The sequence below is a fragment of the Nocardia brasiliensis genome (genome assembly GCF_011801125.1).
Taxonomy (GTDB): Bacteria; Actinomycetota; Actinomycetes; order Mycobacteriales; family Mycobacteriaceae; genus Nocardia; species Nocardia brasiliensis_C.
Genome location: NZ_CP046171.1, coordinates 1,793,311 through 1,817,881 on the forward strand (window position 1 = coordinate 1,793,311; position 24,571 = coordinate 1,817,881).

Here is a 24,571-nt window from a genome sequence, read left to right on the forward strand (position 1 = left end):
CCTGTTCGCCCTTCCACGCCACCGCAGCACCGCCACGCAACTGCACACCAACACCGCCGCCACCACGGCGACCACGACTACCGTCATCGATCCTCCGCTATCGCCGGCCCTTTCGACCGCTCCTGGATAAGAGCGAGCGACCGCGGAAAAGGATTCGGCGACCGATCCCGGCAGCCGGACGGCCGCCGGGATCGTCCGGCGGCCGTCGCGGTCAGACCTGTCGCGGGTGTCGCGACAGCGCTGGGCTACTGGCTCGAGCTGTGGCTGTGCTGCCCGCCCTGCTGTTTGGCCTCGGTCGGCTGTGCGGCGGCACCCTTCTTGCCCGCTTCGTGCGGGTCGGCGGCGTTGCTCTCGCCGAAGCTGCCGCTGCTCGCCTGGCCGCCCTTGCTGGCCTGCTCCTCGGTGTCGGTGCGATTGCCGAACTGACCGGGGTTGTTCGGATCTGGCATGACCGAGCCTCCTTCATCAGTGGTGAAGCACATGATCCGGTTTGGACCATACGTAGGCCCTACCCGGGCCCCCTCGGCCTAATCGACGCCGGGCCCAACTTTTTCGCAGCACCCGCTAGTCGAGTCAATGTCCCTGGTAGACAGTCTGTTAGCGGTTGAACTGTGCTCCACCTCACCGGTGGTCATGCGACTTTCAGCGCCGTGTAGGCGAGCGCGAGTGCTCCGGCGACGACTACAGCGCCGAGCACCAAGCCCAAGGCGGACAAGGCCAGCCAGCTCAACCCGGCCAAGGCCGCGACCGCCACCCACGCCAGCCGGGGCGCCACCCGCGACATGAGTTCGAAAGCGCGGCCGGGCTTGACGACGTTCGGTTCGCCGATGGCCTCGCCGGTGCGCACGAAGTCGACGACGGTGGAAAGGCGGTCGGTCGCCAGGGCCGCGCCGTGGCCGCCCGCGATGTGGCGGATCTGGCGGGTGCCCGGCGGCACCGCGTCGAATCCGGTGAATCCGCCGACCCCCACATCACGCATCCGGAACGCGCGCAGCCCGCTGCACAGCCAGCCGACCGGCTTGTCCGCGCTGGCACAGATGTTGACCAGGGAACCGATCTGGCGCGGCCAGCAGCACGATCCTGGTCACCGCGTCCGCCCACGGCAGCCGATGCCCGTCGATGCCGCACAGCGCCTGCAGGTAGGCGTAGCGGTGCATGATCGCGCCGATGCTGTGCCCGACGAGCACGATCTCCGGTGTCTTGCGCGGTCCCGTCCAGTACGCGTCGATCCGATCGGCCAGATCCCGGCACCGGCTCGCCAGCGGGCCGCGGCTGCGGCGGCCGACCGAATCGGGGAATTTCCAGTAGATCGTTTCCTCGGTCCCGTACCCGGGTTCCTGTTGCAACCGTGCGAACAGGCCGTCGATCGCCCCGGGTTTCTCGGTCAGTCCGGGCACATACACGATCAACCGTCGATGTTGCACGTGTGCGGTGGTCATCTCGCCCCCGAAATGGTCCAGTAGCGGGCCGCGGCCTGCGGTGATGCTCTCACCACATCATCGGCACGGTTCCGTTCGCCGTTTCGTTCCCGCGAGAACCGATGCGTGCGGGCGAGCTGGTGCCAGGGAACGGCTCAGGCCCAGGGGAGTTGGGCGCGGGTGCGCCAGAAGGTCTCGGGGGATTCGGTGAGGGTGGCGAGCTCGCCCAGGTCGGCGGGGGTGAGCTCGAGTGCCGCGGCCGTGAGATTGGAGCTCAGCTGATCCAGGGTCGCGGCGCCGGAGAGGACGATATCGGCCCACGGTTGGGCGGCGGCCGCCGCGAGCGCCAGGGCGTCCGGGGTGGCGCCGATCCGATCGCACACCGAGCGCAGGGCGGCGGTGTCCGGCCCGGTGGCGTTGCGGCCCGCAAGGCGTCCGTTGGCCATGGCCTCCTTGACGACCACCAGCCACCCGGCCGAGTGCGCTTCGGCGAGTGCGGGGCCCGCGGACGGGTCGAGCACGTTCCAGGTGGACTGGACCGCGGTGAACAGCGCGCGACCGTCCACCTGGACTGCCAGCGCGGCGCGCACCGTCTCGGCCTGGGCAGGCCCGCTGGTCGACAGTCCCACCCGGACCCCGTCGGCGGCGAGCGTCGCCAGCCGCGCGTGCAGGTCGCGGTCGGTCAGTGCGGGGCTGTCCGGGGTGACCGAATGGATCAGATAGATATCCAGGTGGCTGCCCAATCGTGCTCGGGTTTCCTGGATCTGGCGATCGAACACGGCCACCGCGTGCTCCTTGACCTCGTGGGTCGCCACGCCAGACGCTTGCCAGTCGGCCGTGTAGGTATAGCCCCACTTGCTGCCGATCGTGGCCGCGGCGGCCACCTCGGGCCGCGCCGCCAGCCATGCGCCGACGAACTCCTCCGCACGGCCGTAGGAGCGGGCGGTGTCGAAGTAGCGCACCCCGGCCGCCCACGCGGCGTCGAGCAGCGCGTGCGTCCTGGTGCGCAGCGCGTCCACCGTGCGCTCGGCCGGCAGGTCGAGGTCTCGTCCGAGGGTGATATAGCCGGGCCGCCCGACCGCGGCCGTCCCCAACCCGAATCTGCTGATCGGCGTGGTCGGGGAGCCGGGAGTCTGGGAGGCGAGCATCGGTACAGCGTCGCATGTGGTCCAGGGCCGGTGACGGCGAGCCGCGCTGCCGAACCGGACGGGAGGCGTCGCGCAGCTCGCTGACCAGGACGTCGGGGTGTTCCCCGCCCGCCGTACTCCTGTGCGGACGGTGACGGGTTAGCGTCGAGGCGTGACGAGTTCAGGGCGGTCGACGACGGCCGGGCGGCTTCCCCGGGGCATGCGCCCGCGGCACAGCGGCGGTGCCGCTCCATGGTGACGTTGGACCGGCTGGCGAACGTATTGTCCGGCTACGGGGTCCGGCTGCGGCTGGGTTCGGTGCCGCGCACCACCGAACTGCGCAGCGTGGCAATCCAGCCCGCGGCGGCCGAGCCCGCGGAAGCCGGTGACGTGCTGCTGGGGATCGGCGCGCGGTCGAGCGCGGAGCTCGCGGACCTGGCGGCGTCGGCACGCGCGGTGGTCGCGATCATCCGCGGCGATACCGAACTCGACGACGAGCCGGAACTCGACGGTGTCGCGGTGCTGCGGGTGGATCCTGCCGTTGCGTGGAGCGAGGTGGCCGCGGTGGTCTACGGGCTGGTGCTGGAGGGTCGCGAGACCGAGGCCGGTCGCGGTCCGACCGACCTGTTCGCGCTGGCCGACAGCCTTGCCGACGCGGTCGACGGCGCGGTGACGATCGAGGATCACCTCTCGCGGGTGCTGGCGTACTCGCTGCCGCGCGAGGACCCCGATCCGGCCCGGGTCGCGACTATCCTGCGCAGGCAGCTGCCGCCGCCGCTGCGCGAGCTGTTCGAAACACACGGCGTATTCACGCATTTGGCGACCTCGGACGAGCCGCTGTTCGTGCCCGCGCAGCCCGAACACGGGGTGACCGGGCGGACGGTGGTGGCCGTGCGGGTAGGCCGGACACTGCTCGGCTCGGTATGGGTCTCGGCGCCCGCGCCGCTGGCGGGCGCCCGTCGCGCGGCACTGACCGAAGGCGCGCGCACGGTCGCCCTGCACCTGCTGCGCTCGCGAGCGAGTGCGGATCTGGAACGGCAGGTGGAATCCGAACTGGTGATCCGCCTGCTCGAGGGCGCCGCGGACGCGGCGACGGTGGCCAGCAGGCTGGGACTGGCGCCGACGCCGCTGCGGGTGATCGCGGTCCGCGCCTCGATGGCCGAGCAGCACCACGCCGCGCTGCTGCAGATATTCGAGCGCGCGACAACCGGTTTCGGCTGGTCTCGGGCCGGTCGCAGCGCCCTGGTCGGCGACACCATCTATACCGTGCTGCCCGCCGAGCAAGCGGCGACGGCACGGCGCTGGATCGATGAGTTACGGACGTCCCTGCCTACAGCGCTGTCCGTGCCGGCCGGCATCAGCGCAAGCGCCCGCGCCACCGAACTGGCCGTGGCGCGCCAAGAGGCCGACGAATGCCTGGCCCTGCACGAAACCCGGCCGCCCGGCGCGGCGGCTCCCGCCTATGACGAGTCCTGGGACGAGATCCTGCTGCAACGCCTGCGCACGGCCGGGCTGTCCGGGCGCATCCCCACGCGGGGCCCGGTGCCGGAGTTACGCAGGCACGACCGCGCACACAGCACCGAATACGTGGCCACCTTGCGTGCTTGGCTGCAAGCTCAAGGCGACCCCGCCACTGCGGCAACGCAACTGGGCGTGCACGAGAACACCGTGCGCAACCGGCTGCGCAAGATGGCCCAGATCGTGCACCTCGGTGTGGACGATCCCCGCAAACGGCTCGCCATGATGATCGAGCTCGCCGCCACCGACAGCGACTAGCAAGTGTTCTGGCACCACAATTTGGCCCGCTTCGATTGTCGAATCTCCACAACGTCCGGCTCGTCGGCTGCACCATCATGGGATGTGACGGTCAGTAACTCGATGTGGAGGTGGATACCGATGGACGAACGGAGGGCGCGGCCTCACCCTCCCGTCCGGCCGTGCCCTCCGTTCCCCGACGCGCCGCGCGAATCCCTTGGATCGCGTGGCTGATAACCGCCTCCCGCGACAACATCGACCCTGGAGACCAGGATGGCCCCCGCGCACACCACCCCGAATGACCGCCTTTCCCACTATCTGCCCGGCTTGCGCGCCGCCTTGCACCGGCTGCGCGAGTTCCGGTTACAGCAACTCGCCGAGCTCGACGCCGAAATCGACAGCGCCGCAACGCCGGTCGACCCCGCCGACACCGCAAGGCGGGAGGTGACCGTCAAAATGGCCGCAGGCGCCCGGCACGCGCTCGCCGATATCGGCGAAGCCCTCGCCCTGCTCGCCGCCGGACACTACGGCCGCTGCCGCGGCTGTGGCGCCGAGATCCCGATCCATCTGCTGCAAACCATCCCGACCACCCGGTGGTGCCTGACCTGCCGCCAGCGCCTCACCCGCCGGCAGCCGCAAGGTCGCGCGCGCGACCAATCGTCCGTCGCCTCCGCGTAATCGGGGTGCACCGCGGGTTGGCGGCCGCGGGCGCCTCCCGCCGCCGACCCGATGGTTAACCGCAGGTGTCCGAACAGTGCCGCGCGTCGCGCATGGCCGGACGAAGCCCGCCGTGCGTGGTTAGGTGTCGGGCAGCAGCGGCGAGTGGGTAGGAGTGGGATGGCGTCGGGAGGGCCTGGTTTCGATCAGACTGAGTGGTCTGGTTTGTTGCGGGGTGCGCGGGACGGCAAGTTGCGGATGGTGCATGTTGATTCGGGTCGGTTGGGGGAGTTGACGTCGGCGTGTGAGGATTTTTTGGCGGATGTTCAGGGGTTTATTGATGCGTCGTTGAGTGTGAATTTTTCGAAGTTTTCGTGGACGCATGACAATAAGGATCCTGCGGATGGGACGCCGCAGCCGAAGGCGCGGCATGTGGTGACGACGTTGTCGAGTATGGCGATGTTGTTCGAGAAGTTCGAGCGTAAGCGGACGGTGGAGTTGGTGGAGGTGTTGAAGAATCATCAGGCGATTGTGCGGGTGATGGGGGATACGTTTGTTGCGGCGAACAAGAAGTATGTGGTGATGGATGGCGCCAATGCGAATACTTTTGTGGCGCCGGAGCGGGGGACGGATTTGTGGCCGGAGATTTTCAGGCATTATTCGGTGCCGGCGTCGGATTGGAAGGCGGGGCCGGCGTTTTCGACGAAGGCGGGGTCGGGGGTGAGTTTTGATGTGGGGGTGAAGGGGATGGTGGAGGGGGTGGTGGAGAATGGTAAGTCGTTTGATTTGATCGGTTTTGCGAATATCGCGGAGATGTTGGGTCGCAATAGCGCTGGGGTGTATTGGTTGGCGGGGCAGTGGCGGGCGTTGGCGGATATTTGGCGGGTTTCGGTGCAGAAGTTCATGGATCGGGTGGGGCCGGTGTTCAAGGGTCAGTATTGGGAGGGGGTGGGTGCTGATCGGGCGGTGGCGTTTGTGGAGAAGTATGTGCAGGCGACGGATACTTTGTATAGTGGGTTGCTGTCGATGTCGAATGTGGTGGGTAATACTGCTGATTTCAATGCTTTTGTGCGGTCTCATCTCCCGCTGTATGAGCATTTGTATTTCAATTCTGATGGTTCGGTGTCGAAGGTTGACGCGGACAATGGTAATGATACGAATGCGGGTCGGCATTTGCCTCGGGTGCAGACGTTTTGGGATTCGGGTGATGGGACGAGTGATCAGAAGGGGTATGTGCTGGGTATAAAGCAGTTGGCTGGTCTTGTTCCGGTGTTCAATGATCCGAATAAGCTTGCTGGTGCGCAGGGTGATTTGCCGGGGAGTTTCAATTATCGGGGTCCGTCGGGGGATGGTCGTGGTGGGGGTGGTACGGGGGATGGTTCCGGTGGTAATTCCGGTGGTGGGTCCGGGGGTGGTACGGGGGGTAAGTCCGGTGGGCCGACCGGTGCCGAGGGCGGCGGAAAGGGCGACGGCACAGGCGGCAGCACGGGCAACGGTGCGGGTGTGCCGGGTGGTGGTATCGGCGGGAAACCGTCCTCGGGCGGTGCCGATCCGCGCGGCTCGAAGGGGATGCCGAGCGCTGTCCCCGGTCCGACGACCGGTACCCCGCGCGGCGAGAGCGGACCGCTCTCGGCGTTGTCGAAGGCCTTGCAGCAGTTGGGCTCCGGGCTGCCGACCGGTCCTTCGGGGCCGTGGGCGGCCACCGGGCCGTTGGGTGCCTTCGGCCCGACCGGCGCTTCCGGTCCGTTCGGCTTCGACATCAAACCGGCCGGTGCGAGCGGTGGCGGGGGAGGCAGCCCGGGCGTTCCTGGGAAACCATTGGAGGACAAGCTGTTTCCCCGTGCCGGCGGTGCCGGCGGGAACTCGACGGATGCGGTTGCGGCCCGCGCTGCCATGGCGCCCGCTGCCGCGATGCCCTACGGCGGTTACCCGATGGGCGCACCGATGGGCGGTGGTGGCGCTGCGGGACAACAGCAGCAGCAACAGCAGCGTAAGCGGGCGGCGTACCTGGACAGCACCGAACACCTGGAGGAGGCCGTGGGCGAGGACCCGCTCTCGGTCCGGCCCATCATCGACCGCTGATCGCCCCGCTTCGCGCCGAACGGAAGTCCCTGCCTTGCGTTTTCATGTTGTCAACTTCCCCAATACGCAGACCACCAGGCGTTATCAGCCGTGCGCCTATACGCAGAAGATCCGCCGCTTCGCCGGAATGATGACAGGTCTCGGTCACGAGGTCTTTCTGTACGGAGGCGCCGAAAACGACGCGGCCTGTACCGAATTCGTCACCATCGCGTCGAAGGCGGAGCAGGACGAATGGTTCGGCGGCAACGACCTGCTCCGGGAGCCCAACAATCTCACCTGGAATCGCTACGATCCACACTGGACCACCACCAACGAGCGCGCCATTACCGAGATCGCCAAGCGCAAACGCGACCGCGACTTCATCTGCGTGCTCGGCGGCACCTGCCAGCAGCCGATCGCGGACACCTTTCCTGAGCTCATGACCGTGGAGTTCGGCATCGGCTACAGCGGGGTGTTCGCGGACTACCGGGTGTTCGAAAGTTACGCGTGGATGAACGCCGTCTACGAGTCGGTGCCTGGCGCGCGCCGGGCGAACGCCACGTTCCGCGATGCGGTGATACCGAATTACTATGAGGTCGAGGACTTTCCGTTCGCCGAACGTAAGGACGACTACTTTCTCTTCATCGGCCGCCTGGTCGAGGAGAAAGGCGTGCATATCGCGGTCGAGACCTGTCAGCGGCTCGGGGCGAAGCTGGTGGTGGCCGGCGCGGGCACGCCACCGCCCGCCGAGCTAGCCGACTATGTCGGTGTCGTCGACCACGTCCGCCGGGGCGAGTTGATGAGCCGGGCCCGTGGGGTTTTCGTGCCCTCGCTGTATCTGGAACCGTTCGGCGGCGTGCATGCCGAGGCGATGCTGTGCGGGACGCCGGTGATCACCACCGACTGGGGGGTGTTCCCCGAGACCGTGCGCCAGGGTGTGCACGGGTACCGCTGCCGCACACCGGATGAATTTCTGGCCGCCGCCGAGTCCGTCGACCGCCTGGACTATCGGCAGATCCGCGAGTACGCGGTGTCCAAGTTCTCCACCGAGGTCGTGGCCCCGCAGTACGAGGCGTATTTCGAGCGCATCGGCAGGTTGTGGGGCCACGGCTGGAATGCCGCGTAGGAGTTGTGACGATGACTGGAGCGCTGTTTCGCGCGGGAGCGCGACGAAGGAACCTGGTGGTGCTGCGGGCGGGTGACGCCTCGCTGCACGAGCGATGGCTCGCGGGACCGGTCCCGCGCACCTGGGATCTGGTCGTCAGCTATTTCGGCGACGATCCGCACCGCTATCGCGCGGACGACGTGCTCCGGCTGGATCGTAAAGGCCCCAAATGGCCTGCGCTGCACCATGTGCTGACGGTCGATCTGGCCGAGATCCTCGATGACTACGACTATGTCTGGCTGCCCGACGACGACCTGGCGACCGACACCGCGTCCATCAACGCGCTCTTCGAATACGCCGCGCGGTACCAGCTTTCGCTGTCGCAGCCAGCGCTCACCGAGGACAGCTACTACACCCACGAGATCACCCTGGTGGATCGTCGCTTCGAGCTGCGGTACACGAATTTCGTGGAGATCATGGCACCGTGCTTCGGCCGCGAGTTCCTGCGTCGCGCGCTGCCGACCTTCGATGCCACCCAGACCGGGTGGGGGCTGGACTTCCACTGGCCGAGACTGGTCGCGGACCAGTGGTCCATCGCCATCGTCGATGCGGTGACGGTGCGGCACACGCGACCGCTCGGCGGCCCGAATCTGACGGCCGCGCGCGCGGCGGGGGTCGACCCGTGGACGGAGTACTGCGATTACCTGGCCCAGCACGACATCGATGATCTGAGCACGTGGGTGTACCGGGGTGTCCCGGGCAAGGTAGCGCGCGAAGTCCTGGAACCGACCGCGCTCTGCGTGACCATCGATCGGCTGGAGCCCGGGTTGCCGACCTGGCTCGGTCACCATGCGGCGTATGCGGATCTCATCATCGTCTACTCCGACGATGCGGCGGTGCGTGCCCTCGTGACCAGCGGCGAGTACCCGATCGCGCTGCGCGAGAACGTGGTTCCCGACGGTGATCCGGTCGAACGTGAGGTGGCCAATATCGCGGCGGCGGTCGCGACCGCCCGTGCCGCGGGCATGGGGTGGCTGCTTCCGCTCGGCCCTCGGGAGCTGTTCTACGACGACGGTAGGCGACGCTGGCAGATCCCAGGGGCTGGACAGGTCGGATTCGTTGCCCACGAGGCGGTTCCGCTGCCGCACCCGGTCGAGGACCCGTTTCAGGAATGCACGGTGTTCCGGGTCAGTGGCATGTCCGCGTTCCTCGACGCGCCCGCCAATCGCAGTGCCGTTCGGCTCGATGCCGACGTGACACCGGTCGACCGGCACAGCTTCACCGGGTTCACCGGCGCGAGCGGAACGGTTACGGCCCCGACGATCCTGCACTACCCGTATCCGTGTTTCGAGAGCTGGCTGGCGCGCGCGGCGGTGGCCGCGAACGGTGGGGGCGCCATGGCGCTCGCCTTCGCGCACTACTCTCGCGATCTGCTGCAGGTGGCAGTGGCGCACGGCACTCTGGACGGTGCCCGCCCTTGCTTCTTGGCCGAAATCCCCTGTGACGGAATGACCGACCGCATGGTGCGAGCCGGCGAACTGATGCGAGTGACCCCGGTGCTTGCCGCGCCCGCGGCCGCCGGGATGGCCAGGCTGAGCGCCTAACGCACGGACGACCGGCGGCGCTCGGTTAACAGCGGGTGTACGGACTGCTCCGCGCTGCTCGCCCGGCAGGACCGGCCGCGGGTTCGGTGTTAGAAACGCAGGACGAACGCGGTGGAGCAGACGGTAGGAGTGGGATGGCGTCGGGAGGGCCTGGTTTCGATCAGACTGAGTGGTCTGGTTTGTTGCGGGGTGCGCGGGACGGCAAGTTGCGGATGGTGCATGTTGATTCGGGTCGGTTGGGGGAGTTGACGTCGGCGTGTGAGGATTTTTTGGCGGATGTTCAGGGGTTTATTGATGCGTCGTTGAGTGTGAATTTTTCGAAGTTTTCGTGGACGCATGACAATAAGGATCCTGCGGATGGGACGCCGCAGCCGAAGGCGCGGCATGTGGTGACGACGTTGTCGAGTATGGCGATGTTGTTCGAGAAGTTCGAGCGTAAGCGGACGGTGGAGTTGGTGGAGGTGTTGAAGAATCATCAGGCGATTGTGCGGGTGATGGGGGATACGTTTGTTGCGGCGAACAAGAAGTATGTGGTGATGGATGGCGCCAATGCGAATACTTTTGTGGCGCCGGAGCGGGGGACGGATTTGTGGCCGGAGATTTTCAGGCATTATTCGGTGCCGGCGTCGGATTGGAAGGCGGGGCCGGCGTTTTCGACGAAGGCGGGGTCGGGGGTGAGTTTTGATGTGGGGGTGAAGGGGATGGTGGAGGGGGTGGTGGAGAATGGTAAGTCGTTTGATTTGATCGGTTTTGCGAATATCGCGGAGATGTTGGGTCGCAATAGCGCTGGGGTGTATTGGTTGGCGGGGCAGTGGCGGGCGTTGGCGGATATTTGGCGGGTTTCGGTGCAGAAGTTCATGGATCGGGTGGGGCCGGTGTTCAAGGGTCAGTATTGGGAGGGGGTGGGTGCTGATCGGGCGGTGGCGTTTGTGGAGAAGTATGTGCAGGCGACGGATACTTTGTATAGTGGGTTGCTGTCGATGTCGAATGTGGTGGGTAATACTGCTGATTTCAATGCTTTTGTGCGGTCTCATCTCCCGCTGTATGAGCATTTGTATTTCAATTCTGATGGTTCGGTGTCGAAGGTTGACGCGGACAATGGTAATGATACGAATGCGGGTCGGCATTTGCCTCGGGTGCAGACGTTTTGGGATTCGGGTGATGGGACGAGTGATCAGAAGGGGTATGTGCTGGGTATAAAGCAGTTGGCTGGTCTTGTTCCGGTGTTCAATGATCCGAATAAGCTTGCTGGTGCGCAGGGTGATTTGCCGGGGAGTTTCAATTATCGGGGTCCGTCGGGGGATGGTCGTGGTGGGGGTGGTACGGGGGATGGTTCCGGTGGTAATTCCGGTGGTGGGTCCGGGGGTGGTACGGGGGGTAAGTCCGGTGGGCCGACCGGTGCCGAGGGCGGCGGAAAGGGCGACGGCGGTGCGGGCGGTGGCGTCGGCAAGCCCACCGGTGCCGACGGTGGCAAGGGCACCGGCGACGGCGGCGGTTCCGGCGGAAAGTCGACCGGTGACAACGGGTCGAGCCCGGGACGGGGTACTGGTCCCGAAGGGTCGACCGGCGCGCCGGGAACCGGTATCGGTGGCGGTACGGGCGGCGCACCCGGGAACCCGTCCAGCAATGACCTAATGAGCCTGTTCTCCGAAGCGCTGCAACTGATTTCCTCGGGCATCGGGACGCTGGTACAGCTCGGCAACCAGCTGGCCGCACAGCTCGGCCCGGCCCTGCAGCAGCTTGCCAAGGCGGTGGAGAACGGCACCATGACGGTCAAGCAAGCGCTCGAGGAGGGATCGAAACGAATCGAGGAGCAGCTGGAGCAGGTCGAGGAGCAGTTGTTCCCGCCGGGGGCGGACGGGCCCGTCGTGTCCTTCGCGCTGCTGCCCGGCGGCGACGAACCACAGGTACGGATCGAGTTCCCCGGCCGGGCGGGCGGGCGCCGGACGGAGCTGGTCGAAGACTTCACCGCTACCAGGTCGACCACCGCCGTGACCGTCGAACCCGCGCAGACCGGTGCACCAGCGGTGCCAGGCGTGCCCGCGAACACGGTGGAGGAGTAGCGATAGTGGAACGTAGCTGGCGCTTGAGCGGCCTCGAATACCTGGTGCTGCGCGAACGACTCGCCGACCGCACCTACAACTGGCCGTTCACCTACATCTCCGATATCCGCGGCTATTACGACTTCCAGTTCGCCAAGGCACGCGTCTGGGGCGAGCTACAGGCGGCGTGGGATCCGACGCTGGCCGACGTGCTGGTCAAGTCCCTGCGGCCGGATTTGCGGTTGGTCGTGCACGCCGAGGATTACAGTGCCGCCCGCCGGTTGGATGGTCTGATCGTGATGGCGGCCAAGATATTCGGTGACCGGGCCGTACTGATTCAAGGGTTCAGTTCGAAGATGCCCGAAAGTCACGACGAGCTGGAGATCACCGAGTGCGACGCGGCGTCGTTGACGCGGCTGCTGGTGGACCGACTGCCCCCGATGGCGGCGGGCAGCTGGCCTCGGGTGGAGTTGCTCGCCGCGGCCGGTGAGCAGGAACTCGATCACTGGCACGGCCGCAACTCGATGTACGACCAGGGCGATCGCGACGTAGACGCGCGCTGCCTGCAGTGGCAGGCTGCGCCGAAATCGGTCGTCGGCCGGGTAGAGATCACGCACGGTCACTCCGTCTTCGGACCTAGCGGACAAGTTACGAAATGGCTTGTCTGGGAGGACCATCCAGGTGACGGTCGCTACGTGATCGGGATGGAGACGCCGCCCGCCGCCGTCGCGGTCGACGCGGCCGGGCTGCGTGCGCTGATCGACCGGCACTGCGGCGAGCTGATGCTGGTTCGCGACGACGAGTCGCGGGCAGGCCGGGCCAAGGTCAGCGTCTACGACGACGGTCAGTGAGAGGCAGGCGGCGTGCACGGTCCGAACGATCGGCTGAGAGCGGAAGCGGCTCAGTTCGTCGATGACATACACCAGCTCATCACGGGGTTCGTCGAGGCGAAGCGCAGGCACCAGGCGGTGACCGCGTCGGCCTCGGCCGAGCGCGGGCGGATTCTCGTCACGGTGGACGTGTCCGGCGCGGTGACCGAGGTCGACTTCGGTGACGGTATCGAACAGATTGGCTACCAACAGCTTTCACGCGGCGTCCGCTACGCGGCGCAGCAGGCTGCCGCGGCGGTGAAAGACAAGGCGGACGAGGTGCTTTCGGCGCAACGGGCGGCGCTGCTACGGCTGCCGAAGCTGTCGGACCTGGTCGATTGGCTACCCGAGGAGCAGCAGCTCGCGGACCCGCCCCCGGCCTTGCTGACCTCGCCCGCCGAGCGTGGCCCGGCGGCGGAAGCCAACGAGCCGACCGGGCTGGGTGAGCTGCAGGAATTGCGGGCACAATTGTTCGCCACCGCCTCCGCCGCGGGTCGCCGGGTGAGCGTGGCGGTGAACGCCGACGGTGTGCTGATCGACCTGCGATTCTCCGGCGCCGTGGGCGATCTCGACTACCCGGAGCTCGGCGAGGCCATCGTCGTGGCGTCGCGTGCGGCGGTGGTCTCGGTGGCGCGCAAGGTCAGCGAACTATACGCGCCGACCATCCCTGACGACCGGCCGCAGTTCGCTGCACCGGATGTCGTGCTGGCCGGACTGGAACGTCTGCGCGACCAATTGCGGTGATCGGAGGAACACATGGCACCTGACCCGAATACGCCCGAGGGGGCCGACTGGACCGGCCCGCGCAACTCGGCCCGCGGCGGGTTCCTGAAACTCGAGCCTGGCGCGGCCGAGCGTTGCGCGCGACACGTCGAGGACATGCTCGAAGTCGTTGTTGGCGTGCAGGACTGGATGAGCGCGAATTTCATGGTCGCGACCCCGACGATCGCGGATTCGTGGTCGGGCCGACTGTTGCAGACGGTGTTCGCCGTGAAGTACGGCACCGAGTTGCGCGAGCGGATCGAGCAGCACCACGACATCTTGGTCGACATGGGCAACACCTTCGTTGCGGCCGGGAAGCGGTATGCCCGCACCGAGTCCGATTCGGCGGCGAGCTTCGACAATATCGACTTCAGCCCCGCGGGTATCCCGCCCGGCGGCGCGCCGCCGACCGGCACGATTCCCGGCCAGCCACACAAGCCCGACATGGTGACCAAGTACGACTCGTACGGCTTCGGTCCCGAGCTGGGCGCTCAGCTGGGCTGGGAACAGCTGTACATGATCTGTAACTCGATGCAGCCGCAGGCCGTCGCCAACGCGGCGGAGGTGTGGAATTGGTTGTCCGCCACGCTGGATACCGGGTTCACCACGCTGCGCACCTCGATCGCGGCCACCGCGCCGCTGTGGGAGGGCAGCGGCGCGGACAGCGCGGTCGCGGCGACCAACGGGTACACCGCCGCGTCCAAGCAGCTCACCGGCGACATGGTGCGGCTCGGCGAGGCACTGACCTACACCTCGGGCTGGTTGCAGCAGACCAAGCAGAACGCGATGCCGCCGACACCATCGCCGCCGCAGGCCACCACCCCGGCCCAGCAAAGCGCGAACGAGGCCGACCTGATCCGGTTTCAGGAGAGCTTCCAGCTGCACTACACCACCCCGTACGCGCACACGACCACCCGGATCGTGACGCTACCGACGCCGACTCCGGCCACGAAGGACGATCCGGCCGCGGAGCCGCCCGGTACCGAAGCAGACGACCCAACGGACAAGGACGGCGACGTCGGTGCCCAACCGCCCGCCGAGGGCGAGCCGGGCGAAAGCGACGAGGGGATCGGTGGTGACGGCGATGGCGAAATAGGCGGTGGGGACGGCGGATCGGGCGACACCGAGCCGACCCATGGCGGCAGTCCGATGCCAGGTACCAAGCCGCCGGACACGAGTACACCGGGTGCGAAGCCGCCGGAATGGTCGGCCAAGACCCCGAAGCCGAACGAGGGCATCGGCGAGAAGCTGATGTCGACGCTGGGTAAACCCCTTAATGCGTTGTCTGGCGACCATGGGCGCAATCCCGGGGCGCTCACGACCGCAGTACCGCCCGTCGGATCGCAGACCGGAGCGCCGCTCGCCAAGGGCGGTGGCGGCATCGGCGGCCGGGGTGTCGGCGGGCGCGGGCCGGTGGCCCTCGGGGTCGGCAACCCTGGGGCCCAACTGTTTCCGCGCGCGGTGGCGCCGGTGGAATCGAGGCTCGGCGGCCGGGCCGGGCCCGCGGGTGGGTTGCATCCCGGCGCGCCCTACGGCGGAGCGCCGGGGCGGTCGAACTCCGAGGAGGAGCGCAAGAAGCGTTCGGAATACCTGAATTCCACCGAGCATCTCGATGAGGCGCTCGGCGAGCCAGGGCGCGGCGTGCGACCGGTGCTCGACCGGTGAGCCGCACCTGGCAGCTCACCGACGTGGAGCTGATCGACCTGTGGGACAGCATGTTTCAGGACCGGCTGCCGGCCCCGCTGTTCGCGCTCTTCCGGGGAGAACATGAACAGCAGTGGGCGCGCCTGCGCGCCGAAGCCAGGGCTGGTCGCGCCGAGGACGGCGACCTCTGCGACGCGCTCACCCGGATCGCACGGGCTGATGTGCTGGTTTCGGCAGCGGGCCTGGACCCACGGCACCGGGGACGTCCCGACGGATTGATTCGGGTGCTCGGCGGACGGCAGGGTGCGGTGGCCACGCTTATCGTCCAGCAACCCGGTGAAAGCATCTGGCACAGCGGCGGTTACGTGCTGAGCAGCGGAGCCGCGGACCGGCTCGCGGGTGCCGTAGCGGGGGCGCTGCCCGAGCGTGCACCGGGGCGGCTGCCCGATACGCCGCTGGTGACCGCGCAGGACGACGGTGGCACCGACCACTATTACGGACGGTCACGGGTCCAGGAAAGCTGCTCCGATGCCGACCGGCTCAGCGCCGACTGGCTACGCCAGCCCATCGAGTGTCACGGGGTGATCGAAACCCGTTTGGGCAGCTCCATATTCGGGCCGCGAGGGATAACTCGCCACCGCATCGAATGGCGTGACGTGGTGGGCGACGGCCGCTACGTCGTCGTGGATGTCGGTGGCGCTGTCGCGCGGCCGGTCGATCGGGCGCGGCTGGCCGAGCTGATCGCCACCCACATCACCGCCGTACTACAGACTTTGGAGGACGAGAACCGTGCCTGAGCAACCGCCGATCGCCGAGCGCGATTGGCCCGTCGAGTTGATCCACCCCGCCGACGACCTCGGGGCGGCCCAGGAGGGAGCAGCCGACGAGCCGGACCCGCCCGAAGCACCGGCGTTCGAGACCTTCTCCATCGGCGAAGCGTCCCTACGCGGTGGCGAGATTGTGGTCACCGCAACGGATTCCGGTCTGCCGACTGCGGTGCGGGTGGTACCCGATCAGCTGCGCCGCCACCCGGATGAACTCGCCGAGGACATCCTGCGGTTGTGCAGGCTCGCCGCCGACCGGGCCGGTCTGCGCCGCCGCGAATATCTGAGCGGCCTCGGTCTCGGCGAGGACGCGTTGCGCCTGCTCGGCCTGCCCACCGCACAGACGCTCGAACAGTCCGAGCTGGCGGACGAGGCCCGGTACGACTACGAGCCGCGCAGCTGGCTCGATCAGGGCGGGAGCCGATGGTGACCGATTTCGCGGCACTCGAGGCCGCTGCCACCGCGCGGCTGGACCGGATGCGCCGTCTCGCCGACGATATCGCCGGGATCCGGGTCGAGCACACCGGCGACGACGCGCTGGTCACCGCGGTCGCCGACGGGACGGGCAGGCTGCTGGATCTGCGTCTGGCCGAGGGGATTTCCCGGCTCTCGCCGGACGAATTCGACCGTGCGGTGGTCGAGGCGGCCACCGCCGCCGCGCAGCGGGCGCTGACCCGCCGCGGCGAGTTGGTCACCGAGTTCAACGATCAGGTGAACAACCCACGGGAAGGTGAACAGTAGCTCCGCCATCGCGCGCTCGCCTTGCGAAAGGTCCTGTGCTCGTTAGATTTCCGGATGAACCGTACAGGTATCGAGTTCACGGATCAGCCGCAGGAGAGTACCGCGATGAATGTTGTCAATGTGCAGCCGCAGACCTTTCGTCACTACGCCGACATTTCCGATGGCATGGCCGCGGCGGTCGCCGCCGCGGGTGCCATCGACCAGGCCGCGGTCATCTCCGCGGCCGTCCCGGTATTCGGACTGATCGGGCAGGAGTTCCTGCTGAGTTTCGCTTACGCACAGGCCAATCACTGCATCGCGCTCGGCGAGCTGGCGGCCAACTACGCAGCGACCGCGCACACCGCCCGCGTCGCCGCGCAGTCCTACGAGCTGACCGACCAGAGTAACGCGGAGGCGTTCGTCCCGCCGGCCGGTAGCCGGGCATGAAAGCCGAGCATCTCGCGGCGCCGCTGTCGCCGACCGTGCTCGACGCGATCCGCGATACTCCCCTCGCGCCCTTTCTCGACCGTTCGACCGAGCAGGTGCTGGCCCAAATCGGTGTGCCCGCGCTGCCGCAACTTCCCGCGCTGGCGCCGTTACCTGGTATGCCTACGCTGCCCGCACTGGATCCGGCAGCGCTGATCAAACCCGTGACGGACCTGTTCAGCGGATTCGGCGACGGCAACCTGCACGCCAACGGCTCGCTCGACCCGCGGGCCGTGCTGCAGAACGTCACGCAATCCATCAGCACGGCACTGCAATTGGCGAGCGCGGGCATGCAACTGTTGCAGACGATGCAGAGCGCGGGCAGTCGATCCGCCGGGCAGGCCGCGGTGCAGACGGCCACGACCGCGACCACGATCTCGGGGCAGGCCGCGCACATGAACGCGATCACCGCGGCCGCCGCCGGCACCGTGGCCACGGGATACATCCAGATGGCCGCGGTGGCAACGAAATTCGCGATCACCACGGCCGCGCTCATCCCGACCCTCGGGACACTGCCCGGCCAGGCCGCGCTGCTGGCCAGCGCGATCGAAGCGGGCACCGAGGCGATGGTGATCACCGTGCACACCAAGGCGCAGCTGGGCGGTCAATCGGTCCAGATGACCCAGGCGGGCACGCCCGTACCGGTACGCAAGCCGATCAGCCCAACCCTGGGCGGTCTGGGCAAGGTGCCGAAATCATTGAGCTCCGTGCCCGGACTCGGCACGTCTGCCTCCTCCGGTGCGGTGTCGGGAAAGGCCGCGTCGGCCACCGCGGCCGATTCCGGCGAGCAGATCGTGCGGCAGGTGGTGCAACTGGTGCAGCCGCTGCTCGCGGCGGCGAGCCAGGCCGGGCGCGCGGTCCCCGCGCCGGTACCTGCTAAACCGGCGGTGGAGGCCCGGCCGACGGTCACCGATCGGGTCGGTGACAAGTCCGCGTACCGCGTTCCGGCCGGCCAGCTGATCGGCGCCGCGCCGGTGGCCGCCGCGGCGGTGCCGCTGAGCGGTTGGCACGCGGAAGGCGTCGCGGTCACCGGACCGGGCACCGCCGGGGGACAGGCCACGGTCGCGGCCACCCCGTCCACCAGGTTCGCCGGTGAGGTACTGCCGCCCCTGGTGCCCGGCATGGGCGCGCTGGCCACGGCCGCCGCGCGCTCGCGCGCGGTCGACGGCGCCGCGGACGCGATGGTGGACGCCCGCCACGTCGACGAGCTCGTCGGCGGACCACCCGCGCAGACCACGGCACCGATCATCGGCGCGGCACCGCCCAGCAGCACCGACAACCCGTACAGCCTGTAGACAGAGGAGATTTCGATGAGTCGGATCGCATTCGACGGTGAGCTCGCCCGCGCGGCGGCGGGCCGCCTGGACACCTTGGCAGACGGCTTGGACGCCGCACTGCACCGGCGGCGTGACGCGCTCGGCCCGGCCGCGGCGGCGCTCGACCCGGTGTCGCGCCAGACCGCGCAGACCATCGGTGCCGTCGGCGGCTCGTTCCAGGAGTCGTACGCGAGCGGCGTCGGCGAACTGCGCAAGATCGCCGCGAACCTGCGCGCGCACGCCGATCTCGCCGTCGTGGCCGACGACGACGTGGTCGACTCGTTCAAGCCGCTGATGTAGCGCGATGGTCGAGCCACCGCAGGCCGGGTTCACCGGCACGATCTGGGAGGCCGTGCCCGCCGAGCAGCTGGCGCACGAGCTGACCACCGGCCCCGGCGCCGCCCCGATGGCCGAAACCGGCTTGGCCTATGCGGAATTCGCCGCGGTGCTGGGCGAGGCCGGTACCGAGTTCCGCGCCATCCTGTCGGCGGTGGGTAGCGCGTGGGGATCCGATTCCAGCGAAGACGGCCTGGCGCAGCTGGCCGGTCTGTCGACCTGGTTCGACAGCATCACCGGCGCGGCCACCGACATTGCCGCACTCGCGACCGAACAGGCCGCGGCGTATGAGCTGGCGAAGCTGGGCATGCCGCCGGTGGGCGAGCTGAACGCGGCGGTGCGTTCGGCGGAGGAGATGCTGCACGGCGGCCTGCTCGGCGCACCGCTGGCCGGGCTCTTCGACCTGGCCGAACGCCAGGTCGATGCGCTGGGTGAGCAAGCGGCCCAAGTGATGCGCACCTATGAGGCGGCGGGGAGCAAGCTCGCGGTGCCATGGCAGCTGGAGCAGGCGCCCGCGGTGTCGGCGGGCGCCAACCTGCTCGCCGAGCAGGCCAGGCGCGCCGCCGGTACGCCCGCGGCGCCGGAACCCGCGGCGACGCCGGTGCCCGCCGAGGTCGGCTACGCCCCCGCGGTGTCGGTCGATCTGTCCGCGCTCGACCTCACGCCGCCGCCGACGGTGCCGGTCGGCGGCGAGTCGCTGGTGCTCACCGCGTTGCCACAGCCGGGTGCGTTCCTCACGCCGGTGCCGACGACCCCCGGCACGTTGCCGGTGGCGACCGCGACCCCGGCGGCGTTACCGCCGCCGGTCGTATCGCCTGCCGCGACTGCTGCCTCGTCCGCGCCGACGCCCGGCTCGCGCGCCGCCGCGGCGGAGGCGGGCGAGATCGGCGAGCAGATCGTGGTCGATGCCGGATTCGCCACCGCCCCAGCGGTATTGGGTGCCACCAGTGCGGCCGCCGGGGTGGGCGGCGGCACCGCACCCGCGGCGGCGGGCAGCACCGCCGCGCCCGCGGCGACGGGCGGCGCTGCCGCGGTGTTCCCGAGACCGGAGGCTCGATGACGACATTGACCGCCGACGGCGTGTTCGTCGCGGCCGCGGCACTCGGCGTGCAGACCTTTCCTCCGGTGCTCGCGCTGCGCGCCGGGCATAGCGACCAGGCGGGCGCAACGGCGGCTCGTACCGCCGCCGCGCAGGACCTGCGCGCGCGGGGCGTGCTCGACCAGGCCGGTGACCTACGCGACGACGAGCTGGCGGCCGCGCTGCACGTGCTGGCTCGGCCGGAACGCGAACTGGTGCTACGGATTCGGCGCGGCGCGGCGCTGCATCGGGTGTGTCTGGCCCGGCGTGGTTTCGACCATGCCGTCGCGGTCCGCATCGGTGACGAGCTCGAGCTCCGGTCGGTGTGGGGCGACGAGGATCCGGAGCTGCTGGCCCGGCCGCTGCTCGACGCGCTCGGACCGGCGCAGCCCGCCGATGTCCCGACCCTGCGCGCTCCCACCGACGAGTTGCGCGTCCGGCTCGACGAGCCGAGCAGCAGTCCGGCGGACGCCTGCTACCGGCTCGGCCTGCCGGAGTCTGCCGCCGTAACCCTGGGATACGCACTGGGGCAATGGCTTTCGCTGGCCGAGCTGGTCTGCTACGCGCACGTCGACGGCGTCGCCGTGCGGGCGCCCGCCACCGCCGCCGTGTACGACACGTCGGTGGGCCGCATCGTCGGCGGCGGCACCCTCGCGGCCGACGGACGGGCATGGACCACCCTCGCTCCCGGCAGCGACCGCAGGCTGGCCCAGGTGGTCGCGGCGCAGATCGAAGCGCTGCCGCAGGGCCGCTGGATGCCGTAGCCGTCGCTTTCCAGATCGTCCGGAGTGATCGCTCCGGCAGTTTCACAGATCCATCCACCCGAGAGGACATCTCATGGCCGGTGCACTCCACCTCGATTTCGCGGTATTCCAGAAATACGCGAACGAATACGCCGCGACAATTCCCCCGATCGACAAGACCGTCGACAACCTGGGCATGGCCGTCGAGGCCGCGAAGAGCGGTTGGGAAGGCGAGGCGTACGCGGCGTTCAACAAGTTCGCCACCGAACTCCAGGCGAAGGTCCGGGCGGTGAACGTCGATCTCGGCCTGGTGTCCGAAGCGCTGAACACCGGTGAGAAGAAGGTGGCCGCGGCGGAAGACGAGAACATGTCCGGGTTCACCACGCTGAATACCAGCTACGTCTGAACCACCGCGAATATCACCGAGAGAACGGGACTTCATCACCATGCTGTACGACCCCGCGAAAATCAACGCGCTCATCACCGATCTGGAGGGCTACAAGACCAATATCACCACCGAACGGAACAATGCCGACGAGGCTTCGCGCAAGCTGCTGAGCCAGGCCTGGCAGAGCGGCGACGCGGGCGCGTCCGCGTCCTTCGATCAGAAGCACAAAACGTTGATGAACGATATGGACGACCTGCTGCACATCCTCGGCAAGGGCATCGTGAACGTCCGGGCGGCGCTGGAAAAGGCGCAGGCGACCGACCAGCATGTCGCCGACGACTTCGTCTGGTAGCCAGCTGATTCCGAAGGCCCGTCGCCACGCACCGTGGCGACGGGCCCTTTCTCATGCCGTGGCGACGGGCACCGGTGCCTCGGTCGTCGTGCGGCCGAGGTAGCTGTGCTCCTCGGTGATGGAGACCAGTCGCACCGCCAGGCTCCCCGCTGCCGTGCGCAAGACGACTTCACCTGGTGTGTCGGCTGATTCGATCAGCGCCACGTCGACATCGGGACCCGCGGCCTGGACCTGCTCCGGGTCGCGGACGTACACCGCGGTCGCGTCCGAGATGTGCCCGGCGGAGGCGACACCGTCGTAGACGATCATCGTGGCCACGGCCGTCCGATGCGAACCACCCGTCGACGCGATGGACAGTTTCGCGGGCGCGCCGACCTCGTCCACCAGCTTTTCCCAGGCCCCGGACCGGACGCTGTGCACGACCACCATGGCGCCGACGGCCACCGCGCGCAGCACCATCAACTGGGCGAGCCAGAGCGACCCGACGATCTCCGCCCGCCGCACCGCCGGACCGAACAGCGGAACGGCGACGCCCGCCCCGTCCACGGTCGCGCCGATCACCTGGCCGCAGCCGCCGATCGGCACCGTGAATCGAGCGAGTGCCCCGGGGGGACCGCTGAGCGCCGTGGCCGGGTCGAGGTGCCCGCCGTCGAGCAGTATCCGCCGCTGCGCGCCGCGCAGCGGGAGCAGCCCGAGCGCGGTCGCGGCCGCCTCGATCGACGAATCGGTCGCACCGCTGGTGTCCTGCCGGACCAGGGCGGTCATGGCCACCTCGGCGCCGCGCTCGCCCGGCGTGTTCGAGACCGTCTGCGCGGTCAGGCGCAGCCGGGTGAGCACGGACTTGCCGGGTAGTGCCCACACCGCCGACAAGACGTCGGAGTCGAGCGCGGTCGCCGGGATCGCGTAGCCGGCCAGCTCGATGCCGTTGCCGCGCAGCAGCCGCCAATCCTCGGTCCACTGCGCCGGATCGGTGTCGTGCGACATGCTCGCCTCCGCCGCGGCGAGCTCGGCGGCGCTCAACAGCGCGACCCGGACCCCGCGCGTGGTGAGCCTGCTCGCGACGCGGCGGGCGGCCACCAGCGCGGTCCGGATCATGCCCGCCTCGCCACCGCCGCGATGGGCGATGGCGACGGTGTTGTCGAGCGGATCGAAGCGCAGCACCAGCCACACGGTCCGGTCCGCCGCTGCGGGCAGCGGCCCCAGCAGCTTCTGGTAGACCTCGACCACGTTGTGCGGGCCGCTGGTGCGGACCCCGAGGGTCACCACGTCGATGGCCGCCAGGCGGATATCGAATTGGGCCAGGCAGCGGGCCACGTCGGACATGGCGACGGTGGCGTTCGAGTGGATGTCGTCGGCGTCGAGCCGCGTCGGCGCCACCGCCGTGCGATCGAGCGCGAGCATGGTGATCAGCTGGCTGCCGTCCCAGCGCATGCCGCACCGGTCGCCGCCGGTGTCGGGCACCGGCACATCGAAGGGTTCGGTGCGTTCCGGCGCAGCACGGTTACCGCGATTGCGCCACCAGAGCGCGGTGCGCAAAGCCAGAATTCGCCAAACGTTCGTTTTTCCCCATCGTGCCGCGCCGAGCGCGCAAACACCGACACCCGTGCCTGCCACGGCCCACAGCGGTGCGTCGAGCGCGATTGCCGAGGTGGCCGCCGTCGCGCCGGCCGCGGCGCACGGCAACACCGTCGTCAATGGCATCATCTCGAACGGTGTGCGGCGGCGCGGACGCGGCGCCGGAATTTCGCCCACCTCCGCTGGGGTAATTCCTGGAATTTGTTCGTTATTCACTCGGCCTGACTCCATTCAGCACAAACCCTCCACTGTGCGCTAGCGTCTCACACGCCAACGGAATTCGCGTAAGGAGTTGTGGTGCCTGCCCAGTTGACCACGCGCGCGCAGGTGAATGGATATCGGTTTCTGTTGCAGCGTTACGGGCACGCGATGGTGCGCCGGGACGTGCGCATGCTGCACGACCCCATGCGTATCCAATTCCGGTCACTGATTACCGGAATCGTGCTCGCGGTATTGGTTACCGCGGGCTGCGCGATATTGTCGTTTCTGCGTCCGCAGGGGCAGGTCGGCGACGCCAAGATCGTGCTCGGTGCGGGCAGCGGCGCGCTGTACGCGGTGGTGGACGGGACGCTGCATCCGGCGCTCAATCTTGCTTCGGCCCGACTGATCGCGGGCAGCGCCGAAACACCGACCTCGGTCAAAGACGACAAGCTGTCGGCGCTGCCGCGTGGGCCGCTGCTCGGCATTCCCGGCGCGCCTGCGGCGCTGCCCGGCCCGGCCGAGCGCGATCGGTCCGAATGGACACTGTGCGAAGACATTTCCGCCGGATTGCGCAGCACCGTGCTGGCGGGGCCCGCCCGGTTGGACGGGCAGCTGCGTCCGGCGGCCCCGGGCGAGGCGGTGCTGGTGAGCAACGACGGTGTGACCTACCTGATCTATGACGGCAAGCACGCGCGGGTCGACAAGGGCAACGAGGCGATCGTCTCGGCCATCCCCCAGCTGCGTGCTTTGCGGCCGCGGCCGATCGGGGCCGGCCTGCTGAACGCCAGCGTCGCCGTCCCCGAGCTCGCGGTGCCGGTGATTCCGCGGGCGGGCGAACCGAGCGCGGTGCGCGGCGCGGATATCCCCATCGGTGCGGTGATTCGGGTGCAGGACGTCGTCGGCTCCACGTCGTATGTGGTGCTCGCCGAAGGCGTGCAACGGATCTCGGAGTTCACCGCACGGGTGCTGCGCACCTCGAACTCCATGGGGCTGACGGTGACCCCGAAACTCTCGCCGGACGCGATCAAGGGCATTCCGGTGGTCGACACCTTGCCGGTCGATCAGTTTCCCGAGGACGATCTGACCGTCATTTCCGCCGACACCGATCCGGTGGCGTGCGTGTCCTGGGCGCGGGCCGAGGGGGACCACGCCGCGCGGTTGCGGGTGCTGCTCGGCAGCAGGCTTCCGCTGGCCGCCGGGGTGGAGCCGATGGCGTTCGTCGCGAGCGCGGGTGCGAGTGCGGCCTATCTCCCGGCGTCCACCGGCGAGTTCGTCCAGGCGACCGGGATCGAGCCGGACAGCAGTCGCCGCGACGGGCTGTTCTACATCACCGACACCGGCGTGCGTTTCGGCATCCCCGACGCGGCGACGGCGGCGGTGCTCGGGCTCACGCAACCGAAATCGGCGCCGTGGCAGATCATCAGCCAGTTGCCCGCGGGCCCGATGCTCGACCGGCAGTCGGCGCTGATCGCTAGGGACATCGTCGCGGCGGGGCAATAGCAGGTGCA

The 24,571-nt window shown here is 68.5% G+C and carries 25 protein-coding genes; 20 read left to right on the top strand and 5 right to left on the bottom strand.

Features of this window, described 5'->3' with window-relative positions; genetic code table 11:
• Positions 1-245 precede the first annotated feature (245 nt).
• The 4 genes from F5X71_RS08105 to F5X71_RS08120 form a co-directional block, all read right to left on the bottom strand.
• Entirely contained in the window at positions 246-449 is a 204-nt protein-coding gene (locus F5X71_RS08105) for a hypothetical protein (RefSeq protein ID WP_167461380.1), read from the bottom strand.
• 182 nt (positions 450-631) lie between these two features.
• Positions 632-979, bottom strand: a complete 348-nt coding sequence (locus F5X71_RS08110; RefSeq protein ID WP_167461381.1) for a hypothetical protein — start codon at positions 977-979, stop codon at positions 632-634.
• Positions 972-1,439 carry an esterase/lipase family protein gene (locus F5X71_RS08115; protein WP_167461382.1) on the bottom strand — a complete coding sequence of 156 codons (468 nt, stop codon included), beginning with the start codon at positions 1,437-1,439 and terminating at the stop codon, positions 972-974. The genes F5X71_RS08110 and F5X71_RS08115 overlap by 8 nt, the downstream gene beginning before the upstream one ends.
• A 134-nt stretch (positions 1,440-1,573) precedes the next feature.
• Positions 1,574-2,566: an aldo/keto reductase gene (locus tag F5X71_RS08120; RefSeq protein WP_167461383.1), complete on the bottom strand. Its 993-nt coding sequence runs from the start codon at positions 2,564-2,566 to the stop codon at positions 1,574-1,576.
• A 231-nt stretch (positions 2,567-2,797) separates the two neighbouring features.
• Between F5X71_RS08120 and F5X71_RS08125 the strand changes: the two genes are divergently transcribed.
• The 19 genes from F5X71_RS08125 (at position 2,798) to F5X71_RS08215 (ending at position 21,287) form a co-directional block, all read left to right on the top strand.
• Complete coding sequence (locus F5X71_RS08125; protein ID WP_167461384.1) at positions 2,798-4,321, top strand: PucR family transcriptional regulator; 1,524 nt, start codon at positions 2,798-2,800, stop codon at positions 4,319-4,321.
• 252 nt (positions 4,322-4,573) lie between these two features.
• Positions 4,574-4,978, top strand: coding sequence for a TraR/DksA family transcriptional regulator (locus F5X71_RS08130; protein WP_167461385.1), 405 nt, complete (start codon positions 4,574-4,576; stop codon positions 4,976-4,978).
• A 159-nt stretch (positions 4,979-5,137) separates the two neighbouring features.
• Entirely contained in the window at positions 5,138-7,039 is a 1,902-nt protein-coding gene (locus tag F5X71_RS08135) for a hypothetical protein (RefSeq protein WP_167461386.1), read from the top strand.
• Positions 7,040-7,073: 34 nt separating this feature from the next.
• Positions 7,074-8,144 (top strand): glycosyltransferase, encoded by a 1,071-nt coding sequence (locus tag F5X71_RS08140; RefSeq protein WP_167461387.1) that lies wholly within the window; start codon positions 7,074-7,076, stop codon positions 8,142-8,144.
• A gap of 11 nt (positions 8,145-8,155) precedes the next feature.
• Positions 8,156-9,727 (top strand): DUF707 domain-containing protein, encoded by a 1,572-nt coding sequence (locus tag F5X71_RS08145; protein ID WP_167461388.1) that lies wholly within the window; start codon positions 8,156-8,158, stop codon positions 9,725-9,727.
• 134 nt (positions 9,728-9,861) lie between these two features.
• Complete coding sequence (locus F5X71_RS08150; RefSeq protein WP_167461389.1) at positions 9,862-11,790, top strand: hypothetical protein; 1,929 nt, start codon at positions 9,862-9,864, stop codon at positions 11,788-11,790.
• Positions 11,791-11,795: 5 nt separating this feature from the next.
• Positions 11,796-12,620, top strand: a complete 825-nt coding sequence (locus F5X71_RS08155; protein WP_167461390.1) for an ESX secretion-associated protein EspG — start codon at positions 11,796-11,798, stop codon at positions 12,618-12,620.
• 12 nt (positions 12,621-12,632) lie between these two features.
• Positions 12,633-13,382: a YbaB/EbfC family nucleoid-associated protein gene (locus F5X71_RS08160; RefSeq protein WP_167461391.1), complete on the top strand. Its 750-nt coding sequence runs from the start codon at positions 12,633-12,635 to the stop codon at positions 13,380-13,382.
• 12 nt (positions 13,383-13,394) lie between these two features.
• Positions 13,395-15,065 carry a hypothetical protein gene (locus tag F5X71_RS08165; protein ID WP_167461392.1) on the top strand — a complete coding sequence of 557 codons (1,671 nt, stop codon included), beginning with the start codon at positions 13,395-13,397 and terminating at the stop codon, positions 15,063-15,065.
• Positions 15,062-15,841 carry an ESX secretion-associated protein EspG gene (locus tag F5X71_RS08170; protein WP_167461393.1) on the top strand — a complete coding sequence of 260 codons (780 nt, stop codon included), beginning with the start codon at positions 15,062-15,064 and terminating at the stop codon, positions 15,839-15,841. The genes F5X71_RS08165 and F5X71_RS08170 overlap by 4 nt, the downstream gene beginning before the upstream one ends.
• Positions 15,834-16,298, top strand: coding sequence for a hypothetical protein (locus F5X71_RS08175; RefSeq protein ID WP_238815781.1), 465 nt, complete (start codon positions 15,834-15,836; stop codon positions 16,296-16,298). The genes F5X71_RS08170 and F5X71_RS08175 overlap by 8 nt, the downstream gene beginning before the upstream one ends.
• Positions 16,292-16,609 carry a YbaB/EbfC family nucleoid-associated protein gene (locus tag F5X71_RS08180; protein ID WP_167461394.1) on the top strand — a complete coding sequence of 106 codons (318 nt, stop codon included), beginning with the start codon at positions 16,292-16,294 and terminating at the stop codon, positions 16,607-16,609. The genes F5X71_RS08175 and F5X71_RS08180 overlap by 7 nt, the downstream gene beginning before the upstream one ends.
• A 105-nt stretch (positions 16,610-16,714) precedes the next feature.
• The gene (locus F5X71_RS08185) at positions 16,715-17,035 is read left to right on the top strand and encodes a type VII secretion target (protein WP_167461395.1); all 321 of its coding nucleotides are present in this window, start codon (positions 16,715-16,717) and stop codon (positions 17,033-17,035) included.
• The gene (locus tag F5X71_RS08190) at positions 17,032-18,369 is read left to right on the top strand and encodes a hypothetical protein (protein ID WP_167461396.1); all 1,338 of its coding nucleotides are present in this window, start codon (positions 17,032-17,034) and stop codon (positions 18,367-18,369) included. The genes F5X71_RS08185 and F5X71_RS08190 overlap by 4 nt, the downstream gene beginning before the upstream one ends.
• Before the next feature lie 15 nt (positions 18,370-18,384).
• Entirely contained in the window at positions 18,385-18,690 is a 306-nt protein-coding gene (locus F5X71_RS08195) for a PE domain-containing protein (RefSeq protein WP_167461397.1), read from the top strand.
• Positions 18,691-18,694: 4 nt separating this feature from the next.
• Entirely contained in the window at positions 18,695-19,786 is a 1,092-nt protein-coding gene (locus F5X71_RS08200) for a PPE domain-containing protein (protein WP_167461398.1), read from the top strand.
• Complete coding sequence (locus F5X71_RS08205; RefSeq protein WP_167461399.1) at positions 19,783-20,568, top strand: ESX secretion-associated protein EspG; 786 nt, start codon at positions 19,783-19,785, stop codon at positions 20,566-20,568. Before F5X71_RS08200 ends, F5X71_RS08205 begins: the two co-directional genes overlap by 4 nt.
• Before the next feature lie 73 nt (positions 20,569-20,641).
• Complete coding sequence (locus tag F5X71_RS08210) at positions 20,642-20,953, top strand: WXG100 family type VII secretion target (protein WP_167461400.1); 312 nt, start codon at positions 20,642-20,644, stop codon at positions 20,951-20,953.
• A gap of 40 nt (positions 20,954-20,993) precedes the next feature.
• Positions 20,994-21,287, top strand: a complete 294-nt coding sequence (locus F5X71_RS08215; protein WP_167461401.1) for a hypothetical protein — start codon at positions 20,994-20,996, stop codon at positions 21,285-21,287.
• A 51-nt stretch (positions 21,288-21,338) separates the two neighbouring features.
• Here the strand turns inward: F5X71_RS08215 and eccE are convergent, their stop codons facing one another.
• Complete coding sequence (eccE, locus tag F5X71_RS08220) at positions 21,339-23,039, bottom strand: type VII secretion protein EccE (RefSeq protein ID WP_167461402.1); 1,701 nt, start codon at positions 23,037-23,039, stop codon at positions 21,339-21,341.
• A gap of 120 nt (positions 23,040-23,159) precedes the next feature.
• On the opposite strand from eccE, the gene eccB reads away from it, so the two are divergent.
• Positions 23,160-24,563, top strand: a complete 1,404-nt coding sequence (eccB, locus tag F5X71_RS08225; RefSeq protein WP_167461403.1) for a type VII secretion protein EccB — start codon at positions 23,160-23,162, stop codon at positions 24,561-24,563.
• Positions 24,564-24,571: the final 8 nt, after the last annotated feature.